This window comes from Novosphingobium sp. Sphag1I (assembly GCF_056279125.1).
Genome location: NZ_JBWBQS010000003.1, coordinates 190,711 through 213,593, shown reverse-complemented (window position 1 = coordinate 213,593; position 22,883 = coordinate 190,711). Strand labels below are relative to the sequence as shown.

Here is a 22,883-nt window from a genome sequence, read left to right as displayed (position 1 = left end):
TTTTTACGCCGGATTTTAGCCATGCATTTTCTCGACCAAGCCAAGATCTATATCCGCTCTGGCAGCGGCGGCCCCGGTGCGGTCAGCTTTCGCCGCGAGAAATATGTTGAATATGGCGGCCCCGATGGTGGCGATGGCGGCAAAGGCGGCGATATCATTTTCGAAGCGGTGGCGGGTCTCAATACGCTGATCGACTTTCGCTATACCCAGCATTTCAAGGCCCCGCGCGGCGGCGGCGGCGCGGGCAAAAACCGTACCGGCGCGGGTGGACAGGATCTGGTGATCAAGGTGCCGGTGGGTACCCAGATCCTTGATGACGACCGCGAAACCGTGCTGCTCGACATGACCGAGGCGGGCCAGCGCGAGGTGTTCCTGCGCGGCGGTGACGGTGGACGGGGCAATGCTTCGTACAAGTCATCGACCAACCGTGCGCCGCGTCAACATGGTCCGGGTTGGCCGGGCGAGGAAATGTATGTCTGGCTGCGGCTCAAGCTGCTGGCCGATGTGGGTTTGCTGGGTCTGCCCAATGCGGGCAAATCGACCTTTATCAACGCGGTGTCGAATACCAAGGCCAAGGTGGGCGCCTATGCGTTCACCACGCTGCGTCCGCAATTGGGCGTTGTTCGGCACAAGAACCGTGAATTCGTGCTGGCCGACATTCCCGGCCTGATCGCGGGCGCGGCCGAAGGGGCCGGTATTGGCGACCGTTTCCTTGGTCATATCGAACGTTGCCGCGTTCTGATCCATCTGATCGACATTGCAGGCGTTCATAAGGACGGTACGCCGGTGGAACCGGCAGAGGCTATGCAGATCATCGAGGAAGAACTCGAAGCCTATGGCGCGGGCCTTGATGAAAAGGCACGTCTGGTCGTGCTGAACAAGATCGATCAGGCCGATGACGAACTGGTTGCGGCCTATCGTGAGGAATTGCTGGACGCGGGCGCGGACGAAGTCTTCGCGATTTCGGGCGCCAGCGGGGCCGGCATCGGCCAGTTGTTGGACGCCGTGATTTCCTATCTGCCCGCGGCAACGATCACCGAACGCCCGGTGGGCGAACGTGAAGAAACCGACGACACGCCCTGGTCACCCTTGGGCTGAACCCGATGGGGCTGGCCCTAGAGCCAGCCCTCACGGCGATACCATTCGGCCGTACCCGTCAGGCCGCCGCGCGTTTCAATCAGCGGCCGCCAGATGTCGCGGGGCGGAGCGGCGGCCGGGCTGACCACCCAATCGGGGTGGGTCATATAGCCTACGCGATCAGGCGTCAGCTTGGCCTTTGCCCCGCGCAGCATCCCGTCAATTTTGGCCCCCAAACGCAGGAAAGCCGGCTTTAGGCCGATCACCCACGGACGTTTGCCCAACGCGGCGCCAATGGCGCGGGCCATGTCTTCATTGGCCCAACCTTCGGGTACGCCGTCATCGGGTTCGAACACGTGGCCGTTGATCGCCGGCCCGCCCGGAATCAACGCCAACAACAGCCGCGCCAGATCCTCGACATGGATCATGCTGGCGCGGCCACCGGCGGGTACAGGCACCACGCCCCATTTGGCCGCGCGGAACAATTCGAACATTTCCGCGTCACGCGGGCCATAGACGGCGGGCGGACGAATGATCGTCCAATCCAGACCACTGGCCTTGACCAGCATTTCGGCCCGCGCCTTGCTGGCCCCATAGGCCGACAGTTCGGGTTCACGCGCCGAAAGCGAGGAGACGAAGATAAAGCGCGGCACACCAGCGGCGCGCGCGGCCTCGATCATGTTCATCGTGCCCAGCACATTGGCGCGTTCGAATTCGTCCGGGTCGGTCGTGTTGACCAGTCCCGCGACATGGATCACCGCCTCGGTCCCGGCCATCAGATCGTCCAGCGCGCTGCGTGTGGACAGATCGCCCGCCACCCACGCAACATGGTCCCTTGCGGCCTGCGCGCGGCGGGCCAGCGCCTTGACAGTGATGCCGCGTGATTGGGCGACCTCGATGACCATCTGGCCCACAAAGCCCGTGCCTCCGGTCAGCGCGACCAGAGGCCGATCCTTGCGCACCATCAGACCATCACCAATTGATCGCGGTGGACCACGGCGGGGCGGGGCGCATAGCCCAGAATTTCCGCATGATCGGCCGATTGGTGCCCTTTGAGCACGGCGCATTCGGCGGCTTCATATTCGACCAGTCCATGGGCCAGCACCGCGCCGTCGGCATCGCGGATGGCCACGGCATCGCCGCGGCCGAATTGCCCCTCAACCGCCGTGATCCCGGCGGCCAGCAGGCTGGCTCCGCCGCGTAGGGCCTTGACCGCCCCGGCATCGACCGACAGCGAGCCCTTGAGCCGCAGCCGTCCGCCCAGCCACGCCTTGCGCGCAGGCTTGCGCGAGCGGGGCAGGAAGAGCGTGCCCACGCCCTGTTCCATGATCCGGCGCAGTGGGCTTTCCACCGTGCCATTGCCGATGACCAGCGCGATGCCCGCCATTTCGGCAATTTCTACGGCCTGAAGCTTGGAAATCATGCCGCCCGACCCCATGCCGCTGCCCGAAACGGGGCTGGCCATGGCGCGGATTTCGGGGGTGATGCCTTTGACCAGCGGGAGCAATTGTGCGCCCGGTTCGCGCGGGTGGCGGTCGTAAAGGCCGTCAATGTCCGAGAGCAGCAGCACCGCATCGGCGCGCGCGGCCTGTGCTACGCGGGCGGCCAGGCGATCATTGTCGCCAAAACGGATTTCCTGGGTGGCGACCGAATCGTTTTCATTGATCACCGGCACCGCGCCCGCATCCAGCAGGCGGGTAAGCGTCGCCGTGGCGTTCAGATAGCGCCGCCGATCCTCCAGATCCTCCAGCGTCAGCAGCAATTGCGCCGCCGTCAGACCATGCGCGCCCAGCAGTTCGGCCCACAGGCCCGACAGCGCGATCTGGCCCACGGCGGCGGCGGCCTGCGCATCGGCCAAAGACCCGCGCCCGCCCTTTTCCAGCCCCAGACGCCGCGCGCCCAGTGCAATCGCGCCGGACGACACCACGATCACATCCTGCCCCCGCGCCTTGGCCGCGGCAATTTCGGTGACCAGTGCGGTCAGCCATTCGCGACGCGCCCCCGCGCCATCCACCAACAGCGATGATCCCACCTTGAGCACAAGGCGGGGCGTGAGCGCGGGATCGGCAAGGTCGGAGAGCTGGGATATGACAGACATGGCGCCAGCGGATAGGGCAAAGCGGGCGGGGGAACAAGGCCCCGCCGCCCGCTATTGGTCCGGTTAAAACGCCGGTTCATACCCCGGCGGCAGATCGGAAATATTGCTGGCCGCGCCATCGACATGGATGCCGCATTCGGTCTTGTCCCAACCGCGCCAGCGGCCCGAACGCGGATCTTCACCCGGCGCAACCTTGCTGGTGCAGGGCATGCAGCCAATGGACGGATAACCCTGCGCCACCAGCGGATGGCGGGGCAAATCATGTTCGTCCATATAGGCCGACAGACGCGCCGCATCCCAATCGATCAACGGGTTGACCTTGAGCCGGCCCGCCGCATCGGTGGTGTCGAGTTCAAAGATCGGCAGGCCAGCGCGGGTGGCGGCCTGAAAACCCTTGCGCCCCGTCACCGAGGCGTCAAACCCGGCCAGCGCCTTGGCCAGCGGGATGACCTTGCGGATTTCGCAGCAGCCATCCGGGTCATAGGACCAGCGCAGACCCGCATCGTCCTTCTTGGCCAGCACCTCGGCGTCGGGCGTCAGGTTGATGACGCCCGTCAGCCCCAGATGCGCGATCAACGTGTCACGATAGGCCAGCGTTTCTGGAAAATGCTTGCCGGTTTCGAGGAAAAGCACCGGGGCGTCAGGCGCAATGCCCGACACCAGATGCAGCAGCACAGCGCTTTCCGCGCCAAAGCTGGACACCAGCGCCACGCGCCCGGCGACGCCTTCGACCAGCACCGCGCGCAGCACCTCTTGCGTGCTGGCATCGGCATAGCGGGCGTTGAGCGCGGCGACATCCTCGGCCGTGAAACGGGCCGAGGTGTCGATGCGGTCGACCGGGCGGGAGGCCATCGCCTTACAGCCCGTGCCGCAGGGCCCAGATGGGCTTGCGGCCATCGATCACCGTCGCCTGATAGACCTGGGGCCAGGTCTTGAGCGCGGTGTCGGCTTCCTTGAGGTCGAGCGGATGGTTCGGCGCAATCGCGTCGAAACCGCAGCGGTGCAGGTGGCTGAGCATATCGACGCCAATGTCGCCGCTGGCACGCAATTCGCCCGTATAGCCGGCTTCACGCAGGATGCGGGCCGAGGAGAAGCCGCGACCGTCGGTGAAGGCCGGGAAGGTCACTTCAACCAGCGAAAGGCGATCGAGATGGGGGATCAGCGCGCGCGCGTCCTCGCCCGGCTGGATCACCACGGCGGTGGCATTGGTGTCTTCGGCAAAGGCCGAGAGAGCGACAGTGGGGGCCGAAACGGCCTCTTCACCTTCGCGGAACAGGAACTGGACGTCAGCCATAGATCGCTTCCTTGAACGGGTTCATGCCGATGCGGCGATAGGTGTCGAGGAAGCGTTCCTCGCCTTCCTTGTTGGCCAGATAGACTTGCGTTGCCTTTTCGACCGCGCCCACGATGCCGTCTTCGTCAAAGCCGGGGCCGACGATCTTGCCAAGCGAGGTGTCCGCGCCTTCGCAGCCGCCGAGCAGGAGCTGGTAATTTTCCAGCCCCTTGCGGTCGACGCCCAGAATGCCGATGTGGCCCGCGTGGTGGTGGCCGCAGGCGTTGATGCAGCCGGAAATCTTGAGCTTGAGCTCACCGATTTCCTCGGCCTTGTCGGCCATACGCTCGGCGATCTTCTGCGCAACAGGGATCGAGCGGGCATTGGCCAGTGTGCAGTAATCAAGGCCGGGGCAGGCGATGATGTCGGTGATCTTGTCGAGATTGGCCTCTGCAAGGTCTGCGGCGACCAGCTTTTCCCAGACCGTGAACAGGTCGGCCTTGCGCACATGGGGCAGGACGATGTTCTGGGTGTGGGTGACGCGCAGCTCGTCAAAGCTGTAGGTCTTGGCAAGGTCGGCCATCACGCGGATCTGTCCGCCAGTGGCGTCGCCCGGAATGCCCGCTTCCTTGGTCCCATCGGCCAGCACCTTGATCGGCTTGAGGCTGATGTTGACGATGGCATAGCCCGGCGTCTTGTGCGTGGCGGTGTTGTTGCGCACCCATGCGGCAAACGCCGGGTTCGACAGGTCGAGATCATCCGACAGGCCCGCTTCATAGGCCGGATCGGCAAAGAAGGTCTTGATGCGCTCCAATTCGGCCAGCGGCGGTTCAATCGCCAGCGTCTTGAGATGGGCGAACTCTTCCTCGACCTGACGGCGATATTCCTCAACGCCCAGTTCGTGGACGAGGATCTTGATGCGCGCCTTATACTTGTTGTCGCGGCGGCCATAGCGGTTGTAAACGCGCAGGCACGCCTCGGAATAGGTGATCAACTCGTCCAGCGGCACGAAGGCCTTGACCAGCGGCGCGATGAAGGGGGTGCGGCCCATGCCGCCGCCCACGTAGAACGCGGCGCCGATTTCGCCCGCTTCGTTGCGAACGATCTGGATGCCGATGTCGTGCAGGCGCATGGCCGCACGGTCGGTGTCGGACGCAATCACGCAGATCTTGAACTTGCGCGGCAAAGCAAGAAATTCCGGGTGGAACGACGACCACTGGCGCAGCAGTTCGGCATAGGGGCGCGGATCGATCAGTTCGTCAGCCGCCGCCCCTGCATACTGGTCGGCGCTGATGTTGCGGATGCAATTGCCCGATGTCTGGATCGCGTGCATTTCGACGCTGGCCAGATCGGCCAGAATGTCGGGCGTGTCTTCCAACTTGATCCAGTTGTACTGGATGTTCTGGCGCGTGGTGAAGTGGCCATAGCCGCGGTCATACTTGTCCGCGATATCGCCCAGCATCTTCATCTGTGCGCCCGAGAGCGTGCCATAGGGCACCGCCACGCGCAGCATATAGGCGTGAAGCTGGAGATAGAGGCCGTTTTGCAGGCGCAGCGGGCGGAACTTTTCTTCCGACAGCGTGCCTTCGATGCGGCGGCGGGTCTGGTCGCGGAATTCGGCGACGCGGGCATCCACCATCGCCTGATCATAATGGTCGTAAAGATACATCAGAGCACCTTGGATGGGGTTGCAGTGGGGTCGAGAGACAGATCAAGGCGGACCGTCGGGCCCAAGGCACGGATGCGTTCCTTGATATGCGCGGGGCGGATGCCGTCGGCACTCTGTTCCGCATCGATGACATAGGCGCCATTGACGCGGCGGGCGGCTTCTTCGGCGGCGATCACGGTGGCGGCTTCTTCGCCCACATCCACCGCATCGTTGACATGAAGCGACCATGCCGCCCCATTCCACCAGGTCACCGCCCCGGATTTCAGGTCATTGCCCGTGATAATCTTCACTTTAAAGCCTCCAGCGCCAGATCGCGCAGTTGGGATGAAGCGCGGGCTGTGACCGCGCCGATGATGATAAGGGCAGGGCTTTGCACCCTCTCACGCTCGACCAGATTGGCCAGAGCGGCCAAGGGAGAGCGCAGCACGCGCATATCGGGGCGCGTGGCATTTTCAACCACGGCCAGCGGGGTTTCCGGGGAAAGCCCGTCGGCAATCAGTTTTTCGGCAATCTGGGCCGCGGTGGCCAGACCCATATAAATGACCAGCGTGCGTCCGACCCCTGCAAGGCCCGCCCAGTTCTGATCGGTCAGGCCCTTGCATTGGCCCGAAACGAAGCTGACCACGCTGGCCGCATCGCGGTGGGTGAGGGGCAGCAGCGCGGCCGCGCCTGCGCCGACCGCCGCCGAAATGCCGGGCACGACCTCAACCGGGACACCTGCGGCTTCGCAGGCTTCTGCCTCTTCGCCGCCGCGGCCGAAAATGAACGGGTCGCCGCCCTTCAAACGCAGCACGTCACCGCCCGCCAGAGCCTCGCGCACCAGCAGGGCGTTGATGTCATCCTGCGGCATCGAATGGCGGCTGCGGCGCTTGGCCACGCTGATCAGGCGGGCCGTCGAGGGCGCCATGGCCAGAATGCGCGGATCGACCAGACCGTCATGCACGATCAACCGCGCCGACATGATCAGCCGCGCCGCCCGCAAGGTCAACAGGTCGGGATCGCCCGGACCGGCGCCGACAAGCCATACCTTGCCATAGGGGCCATGAGAGGTGGTTCGATTCATGATTGCCCCCATGATCCTGTCCGCGCAAGGTTGAAAGGCAGAATGGCTTTGGCCGGGGGTAGCGAAACTTTTGCCCCGAAAGCGAGGCGGTTTCGCTGGCCATCCCGGTGAATGCGTAGGACAATCCTTAAATGGAATTAACGCTGGTTTGTCATGCTTTGACAATAAAGACAGACTGCGGAGGCGGATTTGAAGCATCACCTGATTTTGATCGTGGATGATGACATTCTGTCGCAAGCATTGGTCAGCGGAATTATCGCCGCAGCCAAGCCCAATTCGCGCACCATCACGGCCAACTGCGGTCGGGAAGCGTTGACCATTTGCCGTGAACAGCCGGTCGATTGCGTGCTGGTCGATTATGAAATGCCCGACATGGACGGGCTGACGCTGGTGCGGCATTTGCGGGAACAATATCCGTTCCTGCCCATCATCCTATGCACCGGGGCGGGGGACGAATTGCTGGCCGCCGAAACGTTGAAAAGCGGGGCGACCGATTATTTCCCGAAAAACCGTATGTCGCCCGTGGCGTTGCGCCGGGCGATCAATACGGCGATTGAATTGAACGGGCGGTTGAAAACCATCAACGATCAACGCGTAGAAATCGAAGCTTTTGGCTTTGCGCTGGCTCATGATTTCAAACAGCCGGTGCGACAGATCATAACCTTTTCCGACATGATCGGTCAGGAAACGCGGCGCAATAAGAGCGAGCGCCTGCCCCAGATGCTGAAATTCATGAATGATGCGGCGCGGCGCCTCGACTCGCTGGTCGATGTGATGGTGCAATATACGTTGTTGCAGCAGGCGCCCGAATTGAAGGTCTGCGTCTTCTCCGAAATCCTTAAGGAAACGATTGCGTCTTTGCAGGAATTTATCACCACAAAGAATGCAAAAGTGAATTTCCGGGGTGACGCTCTCGTGGTGGTTAACGCCTCCTTTCTTTCACAGGTTCTGCAAAATCTGATCACGAATGGGATCAAGTATAATAAGAGCGAAGAGCCGACGGTCGATATTGTCGTGACACAGAATGGCGATACCGCCATGGCCAAGATCACCGACAATGGCATCGGTATAGAAAAGCAATATCTGGAACACGTGTTCAAGCCGCTGACTCGTTTGCACAATCGCACCGAATATGAAGGATCGGGCCTTGGCCTGACGCTGGCGCGCAAGGCGGTGGCGGCGATGGATGGCGAAATCCGCTGCGAATCCACCCCCGGCGTGGGCAGTACCTTTACCGTCACGTTAAAGTCGGCCTCGGCCCAGGACGAGGCGGCCTGAGACGGTTTGAATAGAACCGGAACGGAGCATTACTGGTACGACTTGGGTTAATCCACGGTTTGACGCCAATACTTATCGGCCATTAATATAAAGTCCATCGCATAGGAACAAAGTGACCGCCATGAAGGAGGTTATTTGCGCCGATTGGTAAAAATAAAAAACTACAGAGGGGCGAACTGGGGATGAAGGCGTTCAAAAGTTCTTTTTGCGATGGCGTGGTGATTGAATTCTTTCCTGTTGCCGGATTGGCGGCGAAAATAGACGGTTCTGGCGCGAGCGTGATGGTGGGCCATGATTGGCTCCCCGCTTCTGATCATGCGGAGGCGTTTATACTATGATTGGAGAACCTACGGCCGTGGACTTTCAGGCGTCAGATATGGATAGCGCCTTTCGTGCGCTGTTTGCCTCGTCGCCTTGCGGCCTGATCCTGCTGAATGACAAGGGCCGGATTGTCGAAGTGAATGAGCGGCTGGAAAAAATTTTTGATTACAGCGCAAAAGAGTTGATCGGCCAGCCCATCGAGATCCTGTTGCCGCACCGTGATCGTGCCCATCATGTGGCGCTGCGCGATGGATTTATTAAAGAGCCTGAGGTCCGCCCAATGGGGCTGGGGCGTGATCTGGCCGGTCGGCGGCGTGATGGGATGGAAGTCCCGGTGGAAATCGCGCTGACCTATGTCGACACGCCGCAAGGTCGGCTGACCTGTGCGTTGGTCATTGACATCACCACCCGCAAGCGCGCTGAACTGCGCCTGCGTGAGGCCAATATTCAGCTTGAGGAATTCACCCATGTCGCCTCGCATGATTTGCGCAGTCCGCTGCGCGGCATCGCCAATCTGATCGAATTTATCGAGGAAGATTATGGCGAACTCGCCCCGCCGGAGGTGCGCCGAAATCTGGGCCGGATGGCCGACCGCGTGGCGGCGATGGAAAGGTTGATCGACGACCTTTTGACCTATGCCCGCGCGGGGCGCCGCACGATCAAGACAGAGCCGATCGACCTGAATGCGATTGTGCAGGAAGTGATCGACATGGAGGCCACCGGCGAAGGTGTGCATATCGAGGTTGATGTCGATTGCGAAAGTTTTGACGGCGTGCGTGTGCCGATCACAACGGTGCTGCGCAATCTGGTGTCCAATGCGATCAAGCATCACGACAAGGATGAAAAGAATATCCAGATCCGTTGTCGCGCCGAAGGCAATATGTGCGTGATCGATGTACGCGATGACGGTCCGGGCATTGCCGAAGCGGCGCAGAAGCGGGCCTTTCGCCTGTTCCAGACCGTGTCGAGCGCCGGGCGCGGCAATTCCGGCTTGGGCCTGGCCGTGTCGAAACGGTTGGTTGAGGCCCACGGTGGCAATATCGAACTGATGAGTGATGATGGACGGCGCGGCTGTCATTTCCGCATCTATTGGCCGCGCTTTGCCCGGAGTGACCTTGATGACTGAGATCGTCAATATTCTTGTGGTGGATGATGACGACGTGACGGCCGAAACGGTGCGACGTTCATTGCGCAAGATTGGCGGCCAGTTTCAGGTGGTTGAGGCCGCCGATGGGCAGGAAGGGCTGGACATCCTGCGCGGGAAATCGCCCAAGAAACTGGACCGGCCCTATATCACTTTGCTCGACCTCAACATGCCCCGGATGAACGGGTTTGAATTTCTGGAATTGGTGCGGTCCGACCCAAGTTTGGCAAGCTCGGTCATATTTGTGCTCTCGACATCAGATTCCGATGCCGACCGGACCCGTGCGTATAAAGATCAAGTGGCGGGCTACATGATCAAATCGGCCATTGGTCCGCAAATGGTGCGCCTGACCACGTTGTTGCATGATTATGCGCAGTCGGTCCGGCTGCCGCTCTGACGGAGATGGTGATCGGTCATGACCGAAATTACCCCGCAATCCATCCTTCTGGTCGATGATGACGATGTTGATCGCGAAGTGTTCATTCGCGCGCTCGACCGGATGGGCATGTTTTCCACCATTGCCGAAGCGAACAGCCTGAGCGCGGCGCGGCAGCAATTGCGCAAGCATCAGTTCGACTGCGTGCTGCTCGACTATCATCTGGGCGGTGAATTGGGGACGGACCTCATCCCCGATGTCCATGCGCACAGGGAAGAGCCGTGCCCGGTCATTCTGGTCACTTTGCGCGATGCCGAAGAGGTGTTGGCCGATTCCATGCGGCGCGGCGTGTCGGACTATGTCGCCAAATCCAGCGTCAGCCCGGACCGCCTGCGCGAAGTCATCACCAGCGCGATCCGGCGGGCCGAACTGGAACATGCCACGCGGTTGGCCGATGAACGGTTGCGTCTGGCGACCGAGGCGCTGCGGGACGAACATGAGCGTTCGCTGCAACGCGCGCTGGACGAGGCGCAATCGGCCAATCGTGCCAAAAGCATGTTTGTGGCCAATATGAGCCATGAAATCCGCACACCGCTCAACGCCATCATCGGGCTGGGCTATCTGCTGGAGCGGACGAAGCTGGACCCGCAGCAGTCCGACCTGTTGGGCAAAATCAAGGCGGCCAGCCGCGCTCTGCTGGGTATCGTCAATGATGTGCTGGACATTTCCAAGATCGAGGCGAACCAGATCGATCTGAATATCGCAACCTTCAGTTTGGATGAGGTCCTGCGCAGCATCGAAGGGCTGGCGCTGGTACAGATCGGCACGCGAAAGCTGAAATTTGCGCTCAAGCGGTCCACGAACCTGCCCGATTTGCTGGTGGGTGATGGTGGGCGCCTGCATCAGATCCTGCTGAACCTTGTCACCAATGCCATCAAATTCACCGAAAGCGGACAGGTGGCCCTGACGGTCAGCAAGATGCACGGCAATGACGAGATGGCGCATCTGCGCTTTCAGGTGGACGACACCGGCATCGGCATTGATCCGCAACAGATTGTTCGCCTGTTCCACCCCTTTGAACAGGGCGACACATCGACCACGCGGCGCTTTGGCGGCACCGGATTGGGGCTGGCGATTTCGCGCGATCTGGCGGTGTTGATGGGCGGCAACATCGATGCGGCCAGCGAGCAGGGCAAGGGCAGCCGGTTCTGGGTCGATCTGCCGTTCGAATTGGGCAAGGGCGATTTGGTCCAATATGCCGATGTGGGCGATGAGGTTGGCGCGCCTCGTTTGCGCGGGGTGCGTGTGCTGATTGTCGATGACAGCGAAATTAATCTGGAAGTCGCGCGCCATGTTCTTGAACTCGAAAGTGCAATCGTTACCACGGCGGAAAATGGCGCCCGCGCGGTGGAAAAGGTGATTGCCGAAAGGGGCGGCTTTGACGTTATCCTGATGGATATTCAAATGCCGGTCATGGATGGGTATGAGGCATTCCGACAGATTGAATGGACGCTTGGCACGTCACGCCCGGCGGTGATTGCGCTGACCGCCGGGGCGGCGCCTTGCGATGATCGCGATGCGACGCTGGGGCGAATGGATGGGATGATCACCAAACCCTTTGACGCAAAGACGTTGATCGAGGCGATCCGTCAGAAGGTGGTGGTGGGGCTGGTCGAACTCGAAGTGGCCAAACCGGCGGACGGGCCGGGCCAATCGGCCAATGAATGGCCGGTGATCGACGGCGTTGATGTTGAAGATGCCCGCGAAAGGCTGGCAGGTAACAAGACACTGTTCCTCAACTCGATGCAGCGGTTTCTGGACGAAAATGACTCGATCGCCTCGCTGGACGAGCCCAACACGGCGATGTTGAAGCGGTTGCATCGGATGAAGGGCAATGCCGGCCTTTTGGGCATGCAGCGCGTGCGGTTGATGGCGCAAAAGGCCGAGGCGGCGCTGGCGCGTAACGATGGGGCGTCGGGCAAATCGCTGCTGCTTGAACTGGACGCGGAACTAAAAGCGGTTGCGGCCAGCCTTCATGCCTATCGCCTGCAACAGAATGGATAGGCGTTCGGGGGGCAAGGTTGAGATGGCCTTGCCCCCCGAACCATAGTTCAGGCGCTGGCCCAGACCGCCAAAGCCTGTTCCAGATCGGCGATCAGATCGCGCGGATCTTCCAACCCGATGGACAGGCGCACACCGAATTTATCCTCGACATCCATGCCCGACAGCGGCCATGCGCTGGCCGTGCGGACGCGCGCCGGGTCGAGCGGGGTGGCAAGGCTTTCAAACCCGCCCCATGAATAGCCAATGCCAAAAAGCGAGAGCGCATCGATCAACGCGTCCCGCGCCGCGCCCGATCCCCCGCGCAGGACAAAGCTGAACAGGCCGCAGCCGCCGGTGAAATCCCGCTTCCACAGATCATGCCCCGGCGCGCCGGGCAACATCGGGCAAAGCACTTTGGCCACTTCGCTGCGCTGTTCCAACCATTGCGCGATGGTCAGCGCGCTGGCCGTTTCGCGCTCCAGCCGGATCGACAGTGTGCGCAAGCCGCGCAGCACCAGCGCGGCATCATCGGGGCTGACCACGGTGCCCAATTGCTGGGCATGGCGGCGCAGGCGGTCGTACCATTCCGGGCCGGCGCTGGCGCTGCCCATCATGACGTCGCTGTGCCCGCCCGCATGTTTGGTCAACGCCATCAGCGTGATGTCGACGCCATGGGGCAGGGGGGCAAAGCCAAGCGGGCTGGCCCATGTGTTGTCGATGATGCTGGTGATGCCCCGGTCGCGGCAAATGGCGGCAATGGCGGGCACATCCTGAACGTCGATGGTCAAACTGCCGGGGCATTCCAGCAGGACGGCGGCGGTGCGATCACAGATTGCCGCCTCGAAACTGGCCAGATCAGTGGGGTCGAACCAGCGGGTTTCAACGCCAATGGTCTTGAGGATGCCATTGCCCAGCGTGCGGCTGGGTTCATAGGCATTATCGGTCATCAACAGCACATCGCCCGGCTTCAGTACTGCCAGCAGCACGCCCGCAATGGCGGCAAGCCCGCTGGGGTATAGCACTGTGCCCGCCGCGCCCGGTTCGATCTGGGTCAGTGCTTCGGCCAGCGCCCATTGCGTCGGCGCGCCACGACGCCCGTAATAGAAACGCCCGTCCTCATTATACGCATGGCCCGCGCGCAACGCCGCCATATCGGGATAAAGATGCGTCGATGCGCGCCACACGGCGGGCGTGACCACGGCGGAGGGGTGATTTTCGATGCCTGTCCATTCCGGACGGCGGCCTGCCAGCGTCAGGTTGGTGTCGCTATGCAGGGTGGATGTGTCGATATTCTTGGCCATGGGCGCTGCTTTGGCGCGTTTTGGCCGATCCGCAAAGGGTGTTTGTGGGAATAAGTATAGGTCTATTCCCGAATTTTGCCGCGACCAAGAGCATCAAGCCCCGGTCGCGGTGAAAATTCAAACCTTGGCCGTATGGTTCTGTGCCGGGCCGGTTTCCTTGGGCAGGGCGGGGTCTGCGCCCCATTCGGCCCAGCTGCCGTCATACAGCGCCACGTCATCCTTGCCGATCAGGTGGAGGGCAAAGATCAGCACGCAGGCGGTCATCCCGCTGCCGCAAGAGGCGATGATCGGGCGTGACAGGTCGACGCCCGCATCCTCAAACGCGGCGCGGATGCCCTTGGCGTCCTTGAACGTGCCGTCGGCCTTGTACATCTGGGTATAGGGTACGTTGAACGCGCCGGGAATGTGCCCCGCGGCCATGCCGGGGCGCGGTTCGGGGGCGTTGCCCTGAAAACGGGCGGCCCCGCGTGCGTCCACAACCTGTTCGGCCCGCGATGTGATATTGGCCAGAATGGCCACCTTGTCGCGCAGCTTTTCGGCCGATTGCCATGCGGTATAGTGGCGATGGCGCAATTGGCGGTCGCCTTCTTCGACCTTGCGCGCTTCGGCATGCCATTTGGCCAGACCGCCATCGAGGATGGCGACATTTTGTGCCCCAAACAATTTCAGCATGAACCAGCCGCGCGCGGCCGAATGGATGGCCGAATCATCGTAAAGCACGATGCGGCTGCCATCACCAAGGCCAAGCGTCTGCATCCGGCTGGCGAAACGCTCCGGGCTGGGCAAGGTATTTTCCACCGATGCCCCCGGATCGACCAGATCGGCCAGATCCATGAACACGGCGCCGGGGATATGCCCGGTTTCGTAATCGTCCCTCGCGTTGCGACCCGCGTCGGGCAGGTGGCTGCTGGCGTCGACGATACGCAAATCGCATGCCGCCATATCATCAGCCAGCCATTGTGTTGTCACCAGGCTGTCCATTCGCCCGCGCTCCTCCTTCGCTGCGAAAGCGAAAAGGGTAAGCCTGAAATGTGATCTAGGCAAACAGTTTTGTCGCGAAATTCGCTGGGATGAAGTCCGTACTGGCCTAAAGTATTATATTGCAAGTGCGAAGGCTTGCATTAATCCTGATCGGCTGAAACGCTTTGTACCACCAGATTGTCGTGGACCCTGGCCACGCCGTCCAGGGGAATCGGCGCCAGCCGCCCCCCATCTTCGGGCAGACCGATCAGGAAAGTCATCTCGCTGGGCTGATCAATCGGATCACCTTCCAGAACAGCCGCAATGCGCGCCGTACCGACCAGCAACCGCATCGTGCCAAGCCGCAAGACCGGCAAGCTGTTGAGTGGAACGCGCCATTCTTCGCTGATGCTTGCCTCTTCGCCGGGCAACAGGCCGACCAGCCTGTGTTCCTGAAGCGTTTCGGGCATGTCACCCTCGGTCGTGCCCATACAGGCCTCGACGCGGATCTGGTGCAGCGGAATGGGGCAGTCATTGCGCAGAGTGATGCGAAAACGCAATTCGATCCGCGACAGCGTCATGGTCAGCCGCAAGGCCTCGAACCCGATGGTCAGCGGGTCGAGCGGGGCAACCGGCCTTTGCCTGATCGGCGGGGCTTCATCAATCCGGCTGAACAGCGCCGAAGGTTTGAAAACGCCGCGTTCCGTCGGCGGTTCGGAATGGTCCGATTGTGGCACGGGCTCTGGTTCCTCTTCCGACTCAGGCAAAAGGGTTGTCTGGTGCGCGGCTTGGGCGGTGGCGCGGGCGGCCGCATGAACACCGCGCAAATGCCGGGGCCGCGCGGCGCGCAGGGCGGGCAGGGGGATTTCATCGGGCGCAATTTCCCGCGCCGGGGCAAGGGCGCCCGCATGGGCGGCGCTCAACTCGACAATGACATCGGCGCTCTCGTGATCATCATGGCCGACCTTGGCCGGCCCGGGGCGTGTATGAGGCGTGGGCGGTTCTGCCATATCGTTGGATAGGCCCACCCCTTGCGCGGCCGCATCACGGCGTTTGCGCATTGTATAACCCAGCAGGCCCAATCCCCCCGCGAGCACCAGGCCCATGCCCAGCGGATAGAGCAATTCATCCCCCATCGCGAGCAAAGGATCAGACGGTTCGGCTGATGCCTTCTTTATGGGAGCCGGGGGCAGGAACGGCTTGGGCGTGGTCGCCTCAATCAAGACAGGCTTGGCCGATACAGTGGGCGGGGCCGAGGACGGAGGGGCGGGTTTGGGGGCCGCATCCTGCTTCTTGGCCGTGGGGGGGGCTTGTTCGGACTTGACGCTTTTCTTTTTGTCCTCGCGCTCCTTGCGCGTTTGTTTTGCCTTTTCTGACTGCTCGCGCTTCAACTGGGCGCGGCGTTCTTTGCGCGCGCGCAATCTGGCGTTGGCTTCGGCATCGGCTTGCGCATTGGCGCTGACCCATGTTGATGCGGTGGGCGCGTTTTCGACCTGCTGCGCCTGTGCCGCGCCGACGTCCAGCGCCCAAGCGCACAACAGCGCGCCGCCTATCAACCATGGCGCCACCTTTCGGCGCAGCGGCATGGCTGTCGCGGTACTTTCAAAACCCAATTTTCCGAAAACCTTGCGCATCGAGCGGGCATCACTCCCTAAACGTGACGCAGGAATAAACCGGGGGGCGGGGTAATCCTAGTTGTGACTTGCACCTATCTGGTTGTGGTTTTTCCTTAATCTTGCGGTGACGGTTCGATGGAGGTGGGGGGCGTGGCAGGGCTTTTTGACCTCATCGCGACGCTTGTTTCGCAGGCGCGGTGGTGGCATGGGAGAGGGCATGAGCAATCCCGACACTTCTTCTGGCGGCGCGCCGCTTGCCCCCAAATTCCTTGGCCAGAACACCGGCCTTCCGGCTTCTCCGGACGAGGCGGTGCTGGATTATGTGCCCAATCCGCGGGTTGGCAGCCTGTATCTGACGCGTTTTGCCGCGCCCGAATTCACGTCCCTGTGCCCGGTAACCGGCCAGCCTGACTTTGCCCATATCGTCATCGATTACGCTCCCGATCAAACGATTGTGGAGAGCAAGTCGCTTAAACTGTTCCTCGGCTCGTTCCGCAACCACGCCGGTTTTCACGAGGATGTGACCGTGGGTATCGGGCAAAAGTTGTTCGATGAAATGCGTCCGAAATGGCTGCGCATCGGCGGTTACTGGTATCCGCGCGGGGGCATCCCCATCGATGTGTTCTGGCAATCGGGCCCTGCGCCCGAAGGTCTGTGGGTGCCCGATCAGGGCGTCGCATCCTATCGCGGACGTGGTTGATCTGGGCCGGATTGTTTTGGCAATTTGCCCTTGCGGCCCCGTGCTGTCATTCTAGTGTAACCTTATGTCAGGAGGGCGGGCCCGTGCCTGCCCCCCTTGTCGAGGAATATCATGGACGCTCTTGCCGCCAGTAACGCCGAAGCCCCCGCCGTCAGCAACGATCTGGCGGCGATCAAGGCCATTCCCGACCGCTTTTTCAACCGCGAGCTTTCGTGGCTGACCTTTAACCAACGCGTTCTGGAAGAGGCGCGGCGGCTGGAATATCCGTTGCTGGAGCGGCTGCGTTTCCTGTCGATTTCGGGCAACAATCTGGACGAATTCCTGATGGTGCGCGTCGCGGGTCTCGCCGGACAGGTGCGCCGCCATATTGCCGAAGTGTCGATTGACGGCCTTGCCCCGCCGCAGCAATTGGCCGCGATCCGCGACGAGGTGATGCGCCTTGAATCGATGCAGCAGGACATCTGGCTCGAACTGCGCGAGGCGCTGGAGGGCGAGGGCATCTTTGTCGTCGGGGACCGTGCGGGGCGCGACCTTGATCCGGTTCAGGCGCGCTGGCTGCGCGACTATTTCCTTGACCGTATCCTGCCGGTGATTACGCCGCAGGCCATCGACCCTGCTCACCCATTCCCCTTTGTCACCAATGGCGGCATGGGCGTGATGATGAGCCTGACGCGGATTGCCGACGGCGCGCAGGTCATGGAAATGGTGCTGATCCCGGCTGCCTTGCCGCGCTATGTCCGCATTCCCGGTGATGGTGAAGCGGCCTATGTCTCGATTGCCGATGTCATCTGGTTGAACGCGGAAAGCCTGTTCCCCGGTTTCGAAGTCTTGGGCCACGGCGTGTTCCGCGTGCTGCGCGACAGCGACATCGAAATCGAGGAAGATGCCGAGGATCTGGTGCGTTATTTCCGCACCGCCATCCAGCGCCGCCGCCGGGGCAGCGTCATCATGCTGCAACTTCAGGGCGATTTCCTGCCCGAGGCCGAGCAATTGCTGCGCGATCAATTGCGGCTGGACCATGCGATCATCATCCGCAGCCATGGGCCTATCGACATGGCAGGCCTGTCGGCCATTGTGGACGAAAAGCGGCCCGAACTGAAATTCGCGCCCTATTCTCCACGCTATCCCGAGCGCATCCTTGAACATGATGGCGATATTTTCTCGGCCATCCGTGAAAAGGATCTGGTGGTCCACCACCCGTATGAGAGCTTTGAAGTCGTCATCGACTTCCTGCGTCAGGCCGCCGCCGACCCCGATGTGGTGGCGATCAAGCAGACGCTGTACCGCGCGGGCAAGCAGTCCTCGATCATCAACGCCCTTTGCGCCGCCGCCGAGGCGGGCAAATCCGTCACGGCGGTCGTGGAGCTCAAAGCCCGTTTTGACGAAGAACAGAACCTGCATTGGGCCAGCCAGTTGGAAAATGCCGGGGTTCAGGTGATCTATGGCTTTGTGGACTGGAAAACCCACGCCAAGATCAGCATGGTCGTGCGCAGCGAAAAGGACAGCGAAGGGGCCGATGCCTATCGCACCTATTGCCACTTTGGCACGGGCAATTACCATCCGATCACCGCGCGCATCTATACCGACCTGTCCTATTTTACCGCCGATCAGGCGATTGGCCGCGATGCGAACCAGATCTTCAACTTCATCACCGGCTATGTCGAACCGCGCCGCACCGCTTTGCTGGCCGTGGCGCCGGTGTCCTTGCGCGAACGCCTTTATGGCAGCATTGAGCGCGAGATCGCCAACGCCAAGGCAGGCAAGCCGGCGCAAATCTGGGGCAAACTCAACTCGCTGACCGACAGCCAACTCATTGACCGGCTGTATGAGGCCAGTTGTGCGGGGGTTGAGGTGCGATTGGTCGTGCGCGGCATTTGCTGTCTGCGCCCCGGCATTCCGGGCCTGTCGGAAAATATCACCGTCAAATCGATCATCGGGCGGTTCCTCGAACATACCCGCGTCTGGGCCTTTGCGGGCGGGGCGGCCTTGCCCAATCCGCGCGCGCGCGTGTTTATCTCCAGCGCCGACGGCATGAGCCGCAACCTTGACCGCCGCGTCGAGGTGCTGGTGCCGATCCGCAACAAGACCGTGCATGATCAGGTGCTCGATCAGGTGATGATGGCCAATCTGCTGGACAGCGAACAAAGCTGGCTGCTGGGCGCTGACGGGCGCTACAAACGCGCTGAACTGGGGGAACAACCCTTTAACGCGCATCGTTATTTCATGACCAATCCTTCGCTTTCCGGGCGCGGGGCATCGCTGGGTTCGGGACGTAAAGTGCCCAAACTCGCGCTGCGTCGGGGCCGGGCGTAAAACGGAAACTTATGATCCGCCTTCCCACCAGCTTTCCCGCCGCGCAGGACCAGCGCGCCATCATCGACATCGGTTCGAACACGGTGCGCATGGTCATTTATGGTGGGCCGCCGCGCACGCCCGTTGTGCTGTTCAATGAAAAGGTGACGGCGCGATTGGGCAAGGGCGTGGCGGAAAGCGGCGTCCTGTCGACCAAAGGCATGGCATCTGCGCTGGCGGCTTTGGCGCGTTTCGCGATCATCCTGAAATTGCGCAATGTCACCGATGTGCAAACCGTGGCGACGGCGGCGGCCCGTGATGCGGCCAATGGCGGCGAATTTCTGGAACAGGTGGCCGCGCTTGGCCTGTCGCCGCGCCTGTTGTCGGGCGAGGAAGAGGCCGTGGCCAGCGCGCGCGGCGTGCTGTCGGCCTTTCCGGGCGCCTGCGGGATTGTCGCGGATCTGGGCGGCGGCTCGCTCGAATTGATCGATATTGAGGGCGATGCCCATGGCGGTGGTCGCTGTACCCATGGGATTTCGTTGCCGCTGGGCACATTGCGTCTGGCCGCGATGCGGGCCGAGGGCAGCGATAAATTCGGCCGCCGCATCCATCGCATGTTGAAGGGCAAGGATTGGGACGCCCATTCGGGTCAGGTCCTCTATCTGGTCGGCGGTTCGCTGCGCGCCTTTGCCCGATTTGCGATGGTTCAGGCCGATTGGCCGATTGACGACCCCCATGCCTATGAACTCTCGCCCGAAGAAGTGCTCTCGGCGGTGCGCGCGCTTCAGGCCAAGACCGCGCGCGGCGTGCCGCTGACCCCGATCAGCGGTGTATCGGGTTCGCGCCTGACCAGCCTGCCCGATGCGGGGGCTTTGCTGGGCCAATTGGTCAAGGAATTGCACCCTTCGCGGGTGATCTTTTCGGGCTGGGGCCTGCGTGAAGGTCTTTTGGCGGGGGCCATGGGGCAAAAGACGGCCTCGCAGGACCCGCTGCTGGCCGGGGTTTCCGCCTTTGTCGAAATGCAGCAGCCGGGCCTGTCCTCGGCGGCCGAACTGGTGGCGCGCTGGACCGGGCGGCTGGGTTATGACGGGCCGGACAATCTGCGCCGCGCGGCGGTGATGCTGGCGCTGGCTTCCTTGCGTTCCGAACCGAACCTGCGCGCCGAACAGGCCGCGCAATGGGCGCTTCGCAAACGCTGGCTGGGCGTGGACGAGGCGGGGCGCGCGATGATCGCCATGGCCGTGCTGGCCAATAGCGGACAGGCCGATATCCCAACCGAATTGCCCCGTCTGGCGCCTTTGCAGGATTTGCGAGAGGCGGTGATCTGGGGCATGGCCACGCGCCTTGCCCGCCGGTTCTGCGCCGGGGCGGGTGAGGTGCTGGAGGCATCCTCGCTGAGCATTTCGGGGCGCAAGCTGGTCTTGGCCACGACACACGCCATGGCGCCGCTCTACACCGACGCCAGCGCCAAGGATCTCAAAATCCTGGCCGAGATGATGGGCCTGACCCCCCACCGGTTGAGCGTGGAATCGGTAAGCGACCTGCCATAGGGTCGGTTTTGTCACAGATTTGACTTGGCCGCGTCATGGCGATGCAATTTCCCTGATGTAACCCGCGCGTATCGGGTTTTATCGGGGGTTTGCCATGGCGCGCGCCGCTTTTGCTTCGGGGCTTGATCCGGCCCAGCATGCCTTTCTGTTCGGCGAAGATGGCGCCATGCCGGTTTCGGTCAAGGGTGGGATCGCCTCGTGGCTTGACCTGCCCGAAACGCCCGACCCCAAGGGGCTGCGTCCCAAGCGGCGCTATCGCACGGTGTGGATTTCCGACGTGCATCTGGGCACGCGGGGCTGCAACGCGGATATGCTGGTGTCTTTCCTGCGTTCCATCGAGACCGAGACGCTCTATCTGGTGGGCGACATCATCGATGGCTGGCGGCTGAAAAAGGGCTGGTATTGGCCCGATGCACATAATGAAGTGCTGCGGCGCATTCTGAAAATGGCGCATCGCGGCACGCGGGTCGTCTTTATCTGCGGCAACCATGACGAGATGCTGCGCCCCTATGCCGGCCTGACCTTTGGCGGGGTGGAATTGCTGCTCGATGCGGTCCACACAACGGCCGATGGGCGGCGGTTGCTGGTGGTGCATGGCGATGCGTTTGATGCCATCGTTCTTTACCATCGCTGGCTCGCCTTCCTTGGCGACAAGGCATATGAGCTGATGTTGCGGGTGAACACGGCCTTCAACGCGGTGCGGCGCAAAATGCATCTGCCTTATTGGTCGCTCTCAGCTTACCTGAAAAAACGGGTTAAGAACGCGGTCCAGTTCATCGGCCGCTATGAGGAAGCCGTCGCCCATGCCGCCGCCGAGCGTGGCGTTGACGGGGTGGTATGCGGCCACATCCATTCCGCCGAAATCCGCCAGTTCGGCGCCGTCACCTATTACAATGATGGCGACTGGGTTGAAAGCTGCACCGCGCTGGTCGAGGATTTCGCGGGTCAGATGAGCATCATCGACTGGCTGGCTGAATTGAAGAAGAATGCCGCCGAACGCGCGCCCGCGCCCGTTGATGTCGATCCGGTGGCGGTCCCGGCATGAACGAATGCCCCAAAATCGCCATCGCCAGCGACGCCTGGTTTCCACAGGTCAATGGTGTGGTGCGCACATTGAACGCCACGGTTGAACATCTGCGCGCGCGCGGGGCCATGGTCGAGATGATCACGCCTGACCGTTTCCTGACCCTGCCCATGCCCGGCTATGCCCAGATCCGTTTGGCCGTCGCACCGCGTTTCAATGCGCGCCGGATGCTGGACGAATATCGCCCCGACATCGTACATATCGCCACCGAAGGGCCGATCGGTTGGGCCGCGCGCGGTTGGTGCCGTTCGCGCGGGGTGCCTTATACCAGCGCCTTTCACACGCGTTTTCCCGAATATCTGGCGCTGCGTTCGGGGTTGTCGGCGGAATGGTTCTGGCCGGTGATGCAGCGCTTTCATGGCGCCTCGCGGGCGATCATGGTCGCCACGCCCAGCCTTGATGTCGAACTGGCCGCGCGCGGGTTGCATCAGACCCGGCGGTGGAGCCGAGGGATCGACCATGCGCAATTCACGCCCACCGGGCCAATCTTGCCGGAAATGGCCGATCTGCCGCGCCCGATCCTGCTTAATGTCGGGCGCGTCGCCCCGGAAAAGAACCTAGAGGCCTTTTGCGAACTTAATACACCGGGCAGCAAGGTCGTGGTGGGCGACGGGCCTGCATTGGCCGAAATGCAGCGTCGCTATCCCGATGTGCATTTCCTTGGCGCAAGAAGCGGCGCGGCGCTGGCATCGGCCTATCGCGCGGCGGATTGTTTTGTCTTTCCCAGCCGCACCGACACATTCGGTCTGGTGATTATCGAGGCTCTGGCCTGCGGCGTGCCGGTGGCGGCCTATCCGGTGGCCGGGCCGCTCGACATTCTGGGGCTGGATGGCCGGGGCGAGGGACAGGTTGCCGATCAGCCGGTGGCCGCGCTGGACGAAGACTTGGGCGCGGCGGTGTCGCGCGCTTTGACCATGTCGCGGGACGGGGCGGCGGAATTTGGCGCTCGCTTCACATGGGAAAATGCGACGGACCAATTCCTCGCCGCCATCGCCAGCGCGCTGGAATGGACACAGGCCGCCTGAAACCCGCGCATAA

At 62.0% G+C, this 22,883-nt stretch carries 21 protein-coding genes; 11 read left to right on the top strand and 10 right to left on the bottom strand.

Translation table 11 applies throughout. The annotated features are described in order from the left end of the window. The first annotated feature begins 21 nt into the window (after window positions 1-21). Window positions 22-1,098 carry a GTPase ObgE gene (gene obgE / locus ACZ9HU_RS04555; RefSeq protein WP_476102804.1) on the top strand — a complete coding sequence of 359 codons (1,077 nt, stop codon included), beginning with the start codon at window positions 22-24 and terminating at the stop codon, window positions 1,096-1,098. 17 nt (window positions 1,099-1,115) lie between these two features. On the opposite strand, the gene ACZ9HU_RS04550 is transcribed toward obgE, so the two are convergent. The 7 genes from ACZ9HU_RS04550 to cobA form a co-directional block, all read right to left on the bottom strand. Next, window positions 1,116-2,042 carry an NAD-dependent epimerase/dehydratase family protein gene (locus ACZ9HU_RS04550; protein ID WP_476102801.1) on the bottom strand — a complete coding sequence of 309 codons (927 nt, stop codon included), beginning with the start codon at window positions 2,040-2,042 and terminating at the stop codon, window positions 1,116-1,118. After that, the gene (gene proB, locus ACZ9HU_RS04545) at window positions 2,042-3,175 is read right to left on the bottom strand and encodes a glutamate 5-kinase (RefSeq protein ID WP_476102799.1); all 1,134 of its coding nucleotides are present in this window, start codon (window positions 3,173-3,175) and stop codon (window positions 2,042-2,044) included. Before proB ends, ACZ9HU_RS04550 begins: the two co-directional genes overlap by 1 nt. A 63-nt stretch (window positions 3,176-3,238) precedes the next feature. Further along, window positions 3,239-4,027, bottom strand: coding sequence for a phosphoadenylyl-sulfate reductase (locus ACZ9HU_RS04540; RefSeq protein ID WP_476102796.1), 789 nt, complete (start codon window positions 4,025-4,027; stop codon window positions 3,239-3,241). Between the two features lie 4 nt (window positions 4,028-4,031). Further along, entirely contained in the window at window positions 4,032-4,469 is a 438-nt protein-coding gene (locus tag ACZ9HU_RS04535; RefSeq protein WP_476102793.1) for a DUF934 domain-containing protein, read from the bottom strand. Further along, window positions 4,462-6,117 carry a nitrite/sulfite reductase gene (locus tag ACZ9HU_RS04530; RefSeq protein ID WP_476102790.1) on the bottom strand — a complete coding sequence of 552 codons (1,656 nt, stop codon included), beginning with the start codon at window positions 6,115-6,117 and terminating at the stop codon, window positions 4,462-4,464. Before ACZ9HU_RS04530 ends, ACZ9HU_RS04535 begins: the two co-directional genes overlap by 8 nt. Continuing rightward, a complete protein-coding gene (locus tag ACZ9HU_RS04525) occupies window positions 6,117-6,407 on the bottom strand; it encodes a DUF2849 domain-containing protein (RefSeq protein ID WP_476102788.1) in 291 nt (96 codons plus the stop codon). The genes ACZ9HU_RS04530 and ACZ9HU_RS04525 overlap by 1 nt, the downstream gene beginning before the upstream one ends. Beyond that, window positions 6,404-7,180: a uroporphyrinogen-III C-methyltransferase gene (gene cobA, locus ACZ9HU_RS04520; RefSeq protein WP_476102786.1), complete on the bottom strand. Its 777-nt coding sequence runs from the start codon at window positions 7,178-7,180 to the stop codon at window positions 6,404-6,406. The genes ACZ9HU_RS04525 and cobA overlap by 4 nt, the downstream gene beginning before the upstream one ends. A gap of 213 nt (window positions 7,181-7,393) precedes the next feature. On the opposite strand from cobA, the gene ACZ9HU_RS04515 reads away from it, so the two are divergent. The 5 genes from ACZ9HU_RS04515 to ACZ9HU_RS04495 all read left to right on the top strand — a co-directional run bounded on the left by ACZ9HU_RS04515 (window position 7,394) and on the right by ACZ9HU_RS04495 (window position 12,363). Further along, window positions 7,394-8,458 (top strand): ATP-binding protein, encoded by a 1,065-nt coding sequence (locus tag ACZ9HU_RS04515; protein WP_476102783.1) that lies wholly within the window; start codon window positions 7,394-7,396, stop codon window positions 8,456-8,458. A gap of 182 nt (window positions 8,459-8,640) precedes the next feature. Beyond that, complete coding sequence (locus ACZ9HU_RS04510) at window positions 8,641-8,796, top strand: hypothetical protein (protein WP_476102781.1); 156 nt, start codon at window positions 8,641-8,643, stop codon at window positions 8,794-8,796. A 38-nt stretch (window positions 8,797-8,834) separates the two neighbouring features. Continuing rightward, window positions 8,835-9,905 (top strand): sensor histidine kinase, encoded by a 1,071-nt coding sequence (locus tag ACZ9HU_RS04505; protein WP_476102779.1) that lies wholly within the window; start codon window positions 8,835-8,837, stop codon window positions 9,903-9,905. After that, window positions 9,898-10,320 (top strand): response regulator, encoded by a 423-nt coding sequence (locus ACZ9HU_RS04500; protein WP_476102777.1) that lies wholly within the window; start codon window positions 9,898-9,900, stop codon window positions 10,318-10,320. Before ACZ9HU_RS04505 ends, ACZ9HU_RS04500 begins: the two co-directional genes overlap by 8 nt. Window positions 10,321-10,338: 18 nt before the next feature. Next, window positions 10,339-12,363 carry a response regulator gene (locus tag ACZ9HU_RS04495; protein WP_476102774.1) on the top strand — a complete coding sequence of 675 codons (2,025 nt, stop codon included), beginning with the start codon at window positions 10,339-10,341 and terminating at the stop codon, window positions 12,361-12,363. A 47-nt stretch (window positions 12,364-12,410) separates the two neighbouring features. Here ACZ9HU_RS04495 and metC read toward each other — a convergent pair whose 3' ends face one another. The 3 genes from metC to ACZ9HU_RS04480 form a co-directional block, all read right to left on the bottom strand. Beyond that, the gene (gene metC, locus ACZ9HU_RS04490) at window positions 12,411-13,643 is read right to left on the bottom strand and encodes a cystathionine beta-lyase (protein ID WP_476102772.1); all 1,233 of its coding nucleotides are present in this window, start codon (window positions 13,641-13,643) and stop codon (window positions 12,411-12,413) included. Between the two features lie 117 nt (window positions 13,644-13,760). Continuing rightward, window positions 13,761-14,624, bottom strand: coding sequence for a 3-mercaptopyruvate sulfurtransferase (gene sseA / locus ACZ9HU_RS04485; RefSeq protein WP_476102769.1), 864 nt, complete (start codon window positions 14,622-14,624; stop codon window positions 13,761-13,763). Between the two features lie 140 nt (window positions 14,625-14,764). Further along, window positions 14,765-16,189, bottom strand: a complete 1,425-nt coding sequence (locus ACZ9HU_RS04480; RefSeq protein ID WP_476102767.1) for a hypothetical protein — start codon at window positions 16,187-16,189, stop codon at window positions 14,765-14,767. A 247-nt stretch (window positions 16,190-16,436) separates the two neighbouring features. On the opposite strand from ACZ9HU_RS04480, the gene queF reads away from it, so the two are divergent. From queF to ACZ9HU_RS04455, 5 genes are all read left to right on the top strand, one after another. Continuing rightward, window positions 16,437-16,919: a preQ(1) synthase gene (gene queF / locus ACZ9HU_RS04475; RefSeq protein ID WP_476102765.1), complete on the top strand. Its 483-nt coding sequence runs from the start codon at window positions 16,437-16,439 to the stop codon at window positions 16,917-16,919. A 111-nt stretch (window positions 16,920-17,030) separates the two neighbouring features. Continuing rightward, entirely contained in the window at window positions 17,031-19,232 is a 2,202-nt protein-coding gene (locus tag ACZ9HU_RS04470) for an RNA degradosome polyphosphate kinase (RefSeq protein ID WP_476102763.1), read from the top strand. Window positions 19,233-19,243: 11 nt separating this feature from the next. Next, on the top strand, window positions 19,244-20,761 hold the full coding sequence (locus tag ACZ9HU_RS04465; RefSeq protein WP_476102761.1) for a Ppx/GppA phosphatase family protein: 1,518 nt from the start codon (window positions 19,244-19,246) through the stop codon (window positions 20,759-20,761). A gap of 166 nt (window positions 20,762-20,927) precedes the next feature. Then, window positions 20,928-21,806: a UDP-2,3-diacylglucosamine diphosphatase gene (locus ACZ9HU_RS04460; RefSeq protein WP_476103065.1), complete on the top strand. Its 879-nt coding sequence runs from the start codon at window positions 20,928-20,930 to the stop codon at window positions 21,804-21,806. Continuing rightward, the gene (locus ACZ9HU_RS04455) at window positions 21,803-22,870 is read left to right on the top strand and encodes a glycosyltransferase family 4 protein (protein ID WP_476102759.1); all 1,068 of its coding nucleotides are present in this window, start codon (window positions 21,803-21,805) and stop codon (window positions 22,868-22,870) included. The genes ACZ9HU_RS04460 and ACZ9HU_RS04455 overlap by 4 nt, the downstream gene beginning before the upstream one ends. Window positions 22,871-22,883 lie beyond the last annotated feature (13 nt).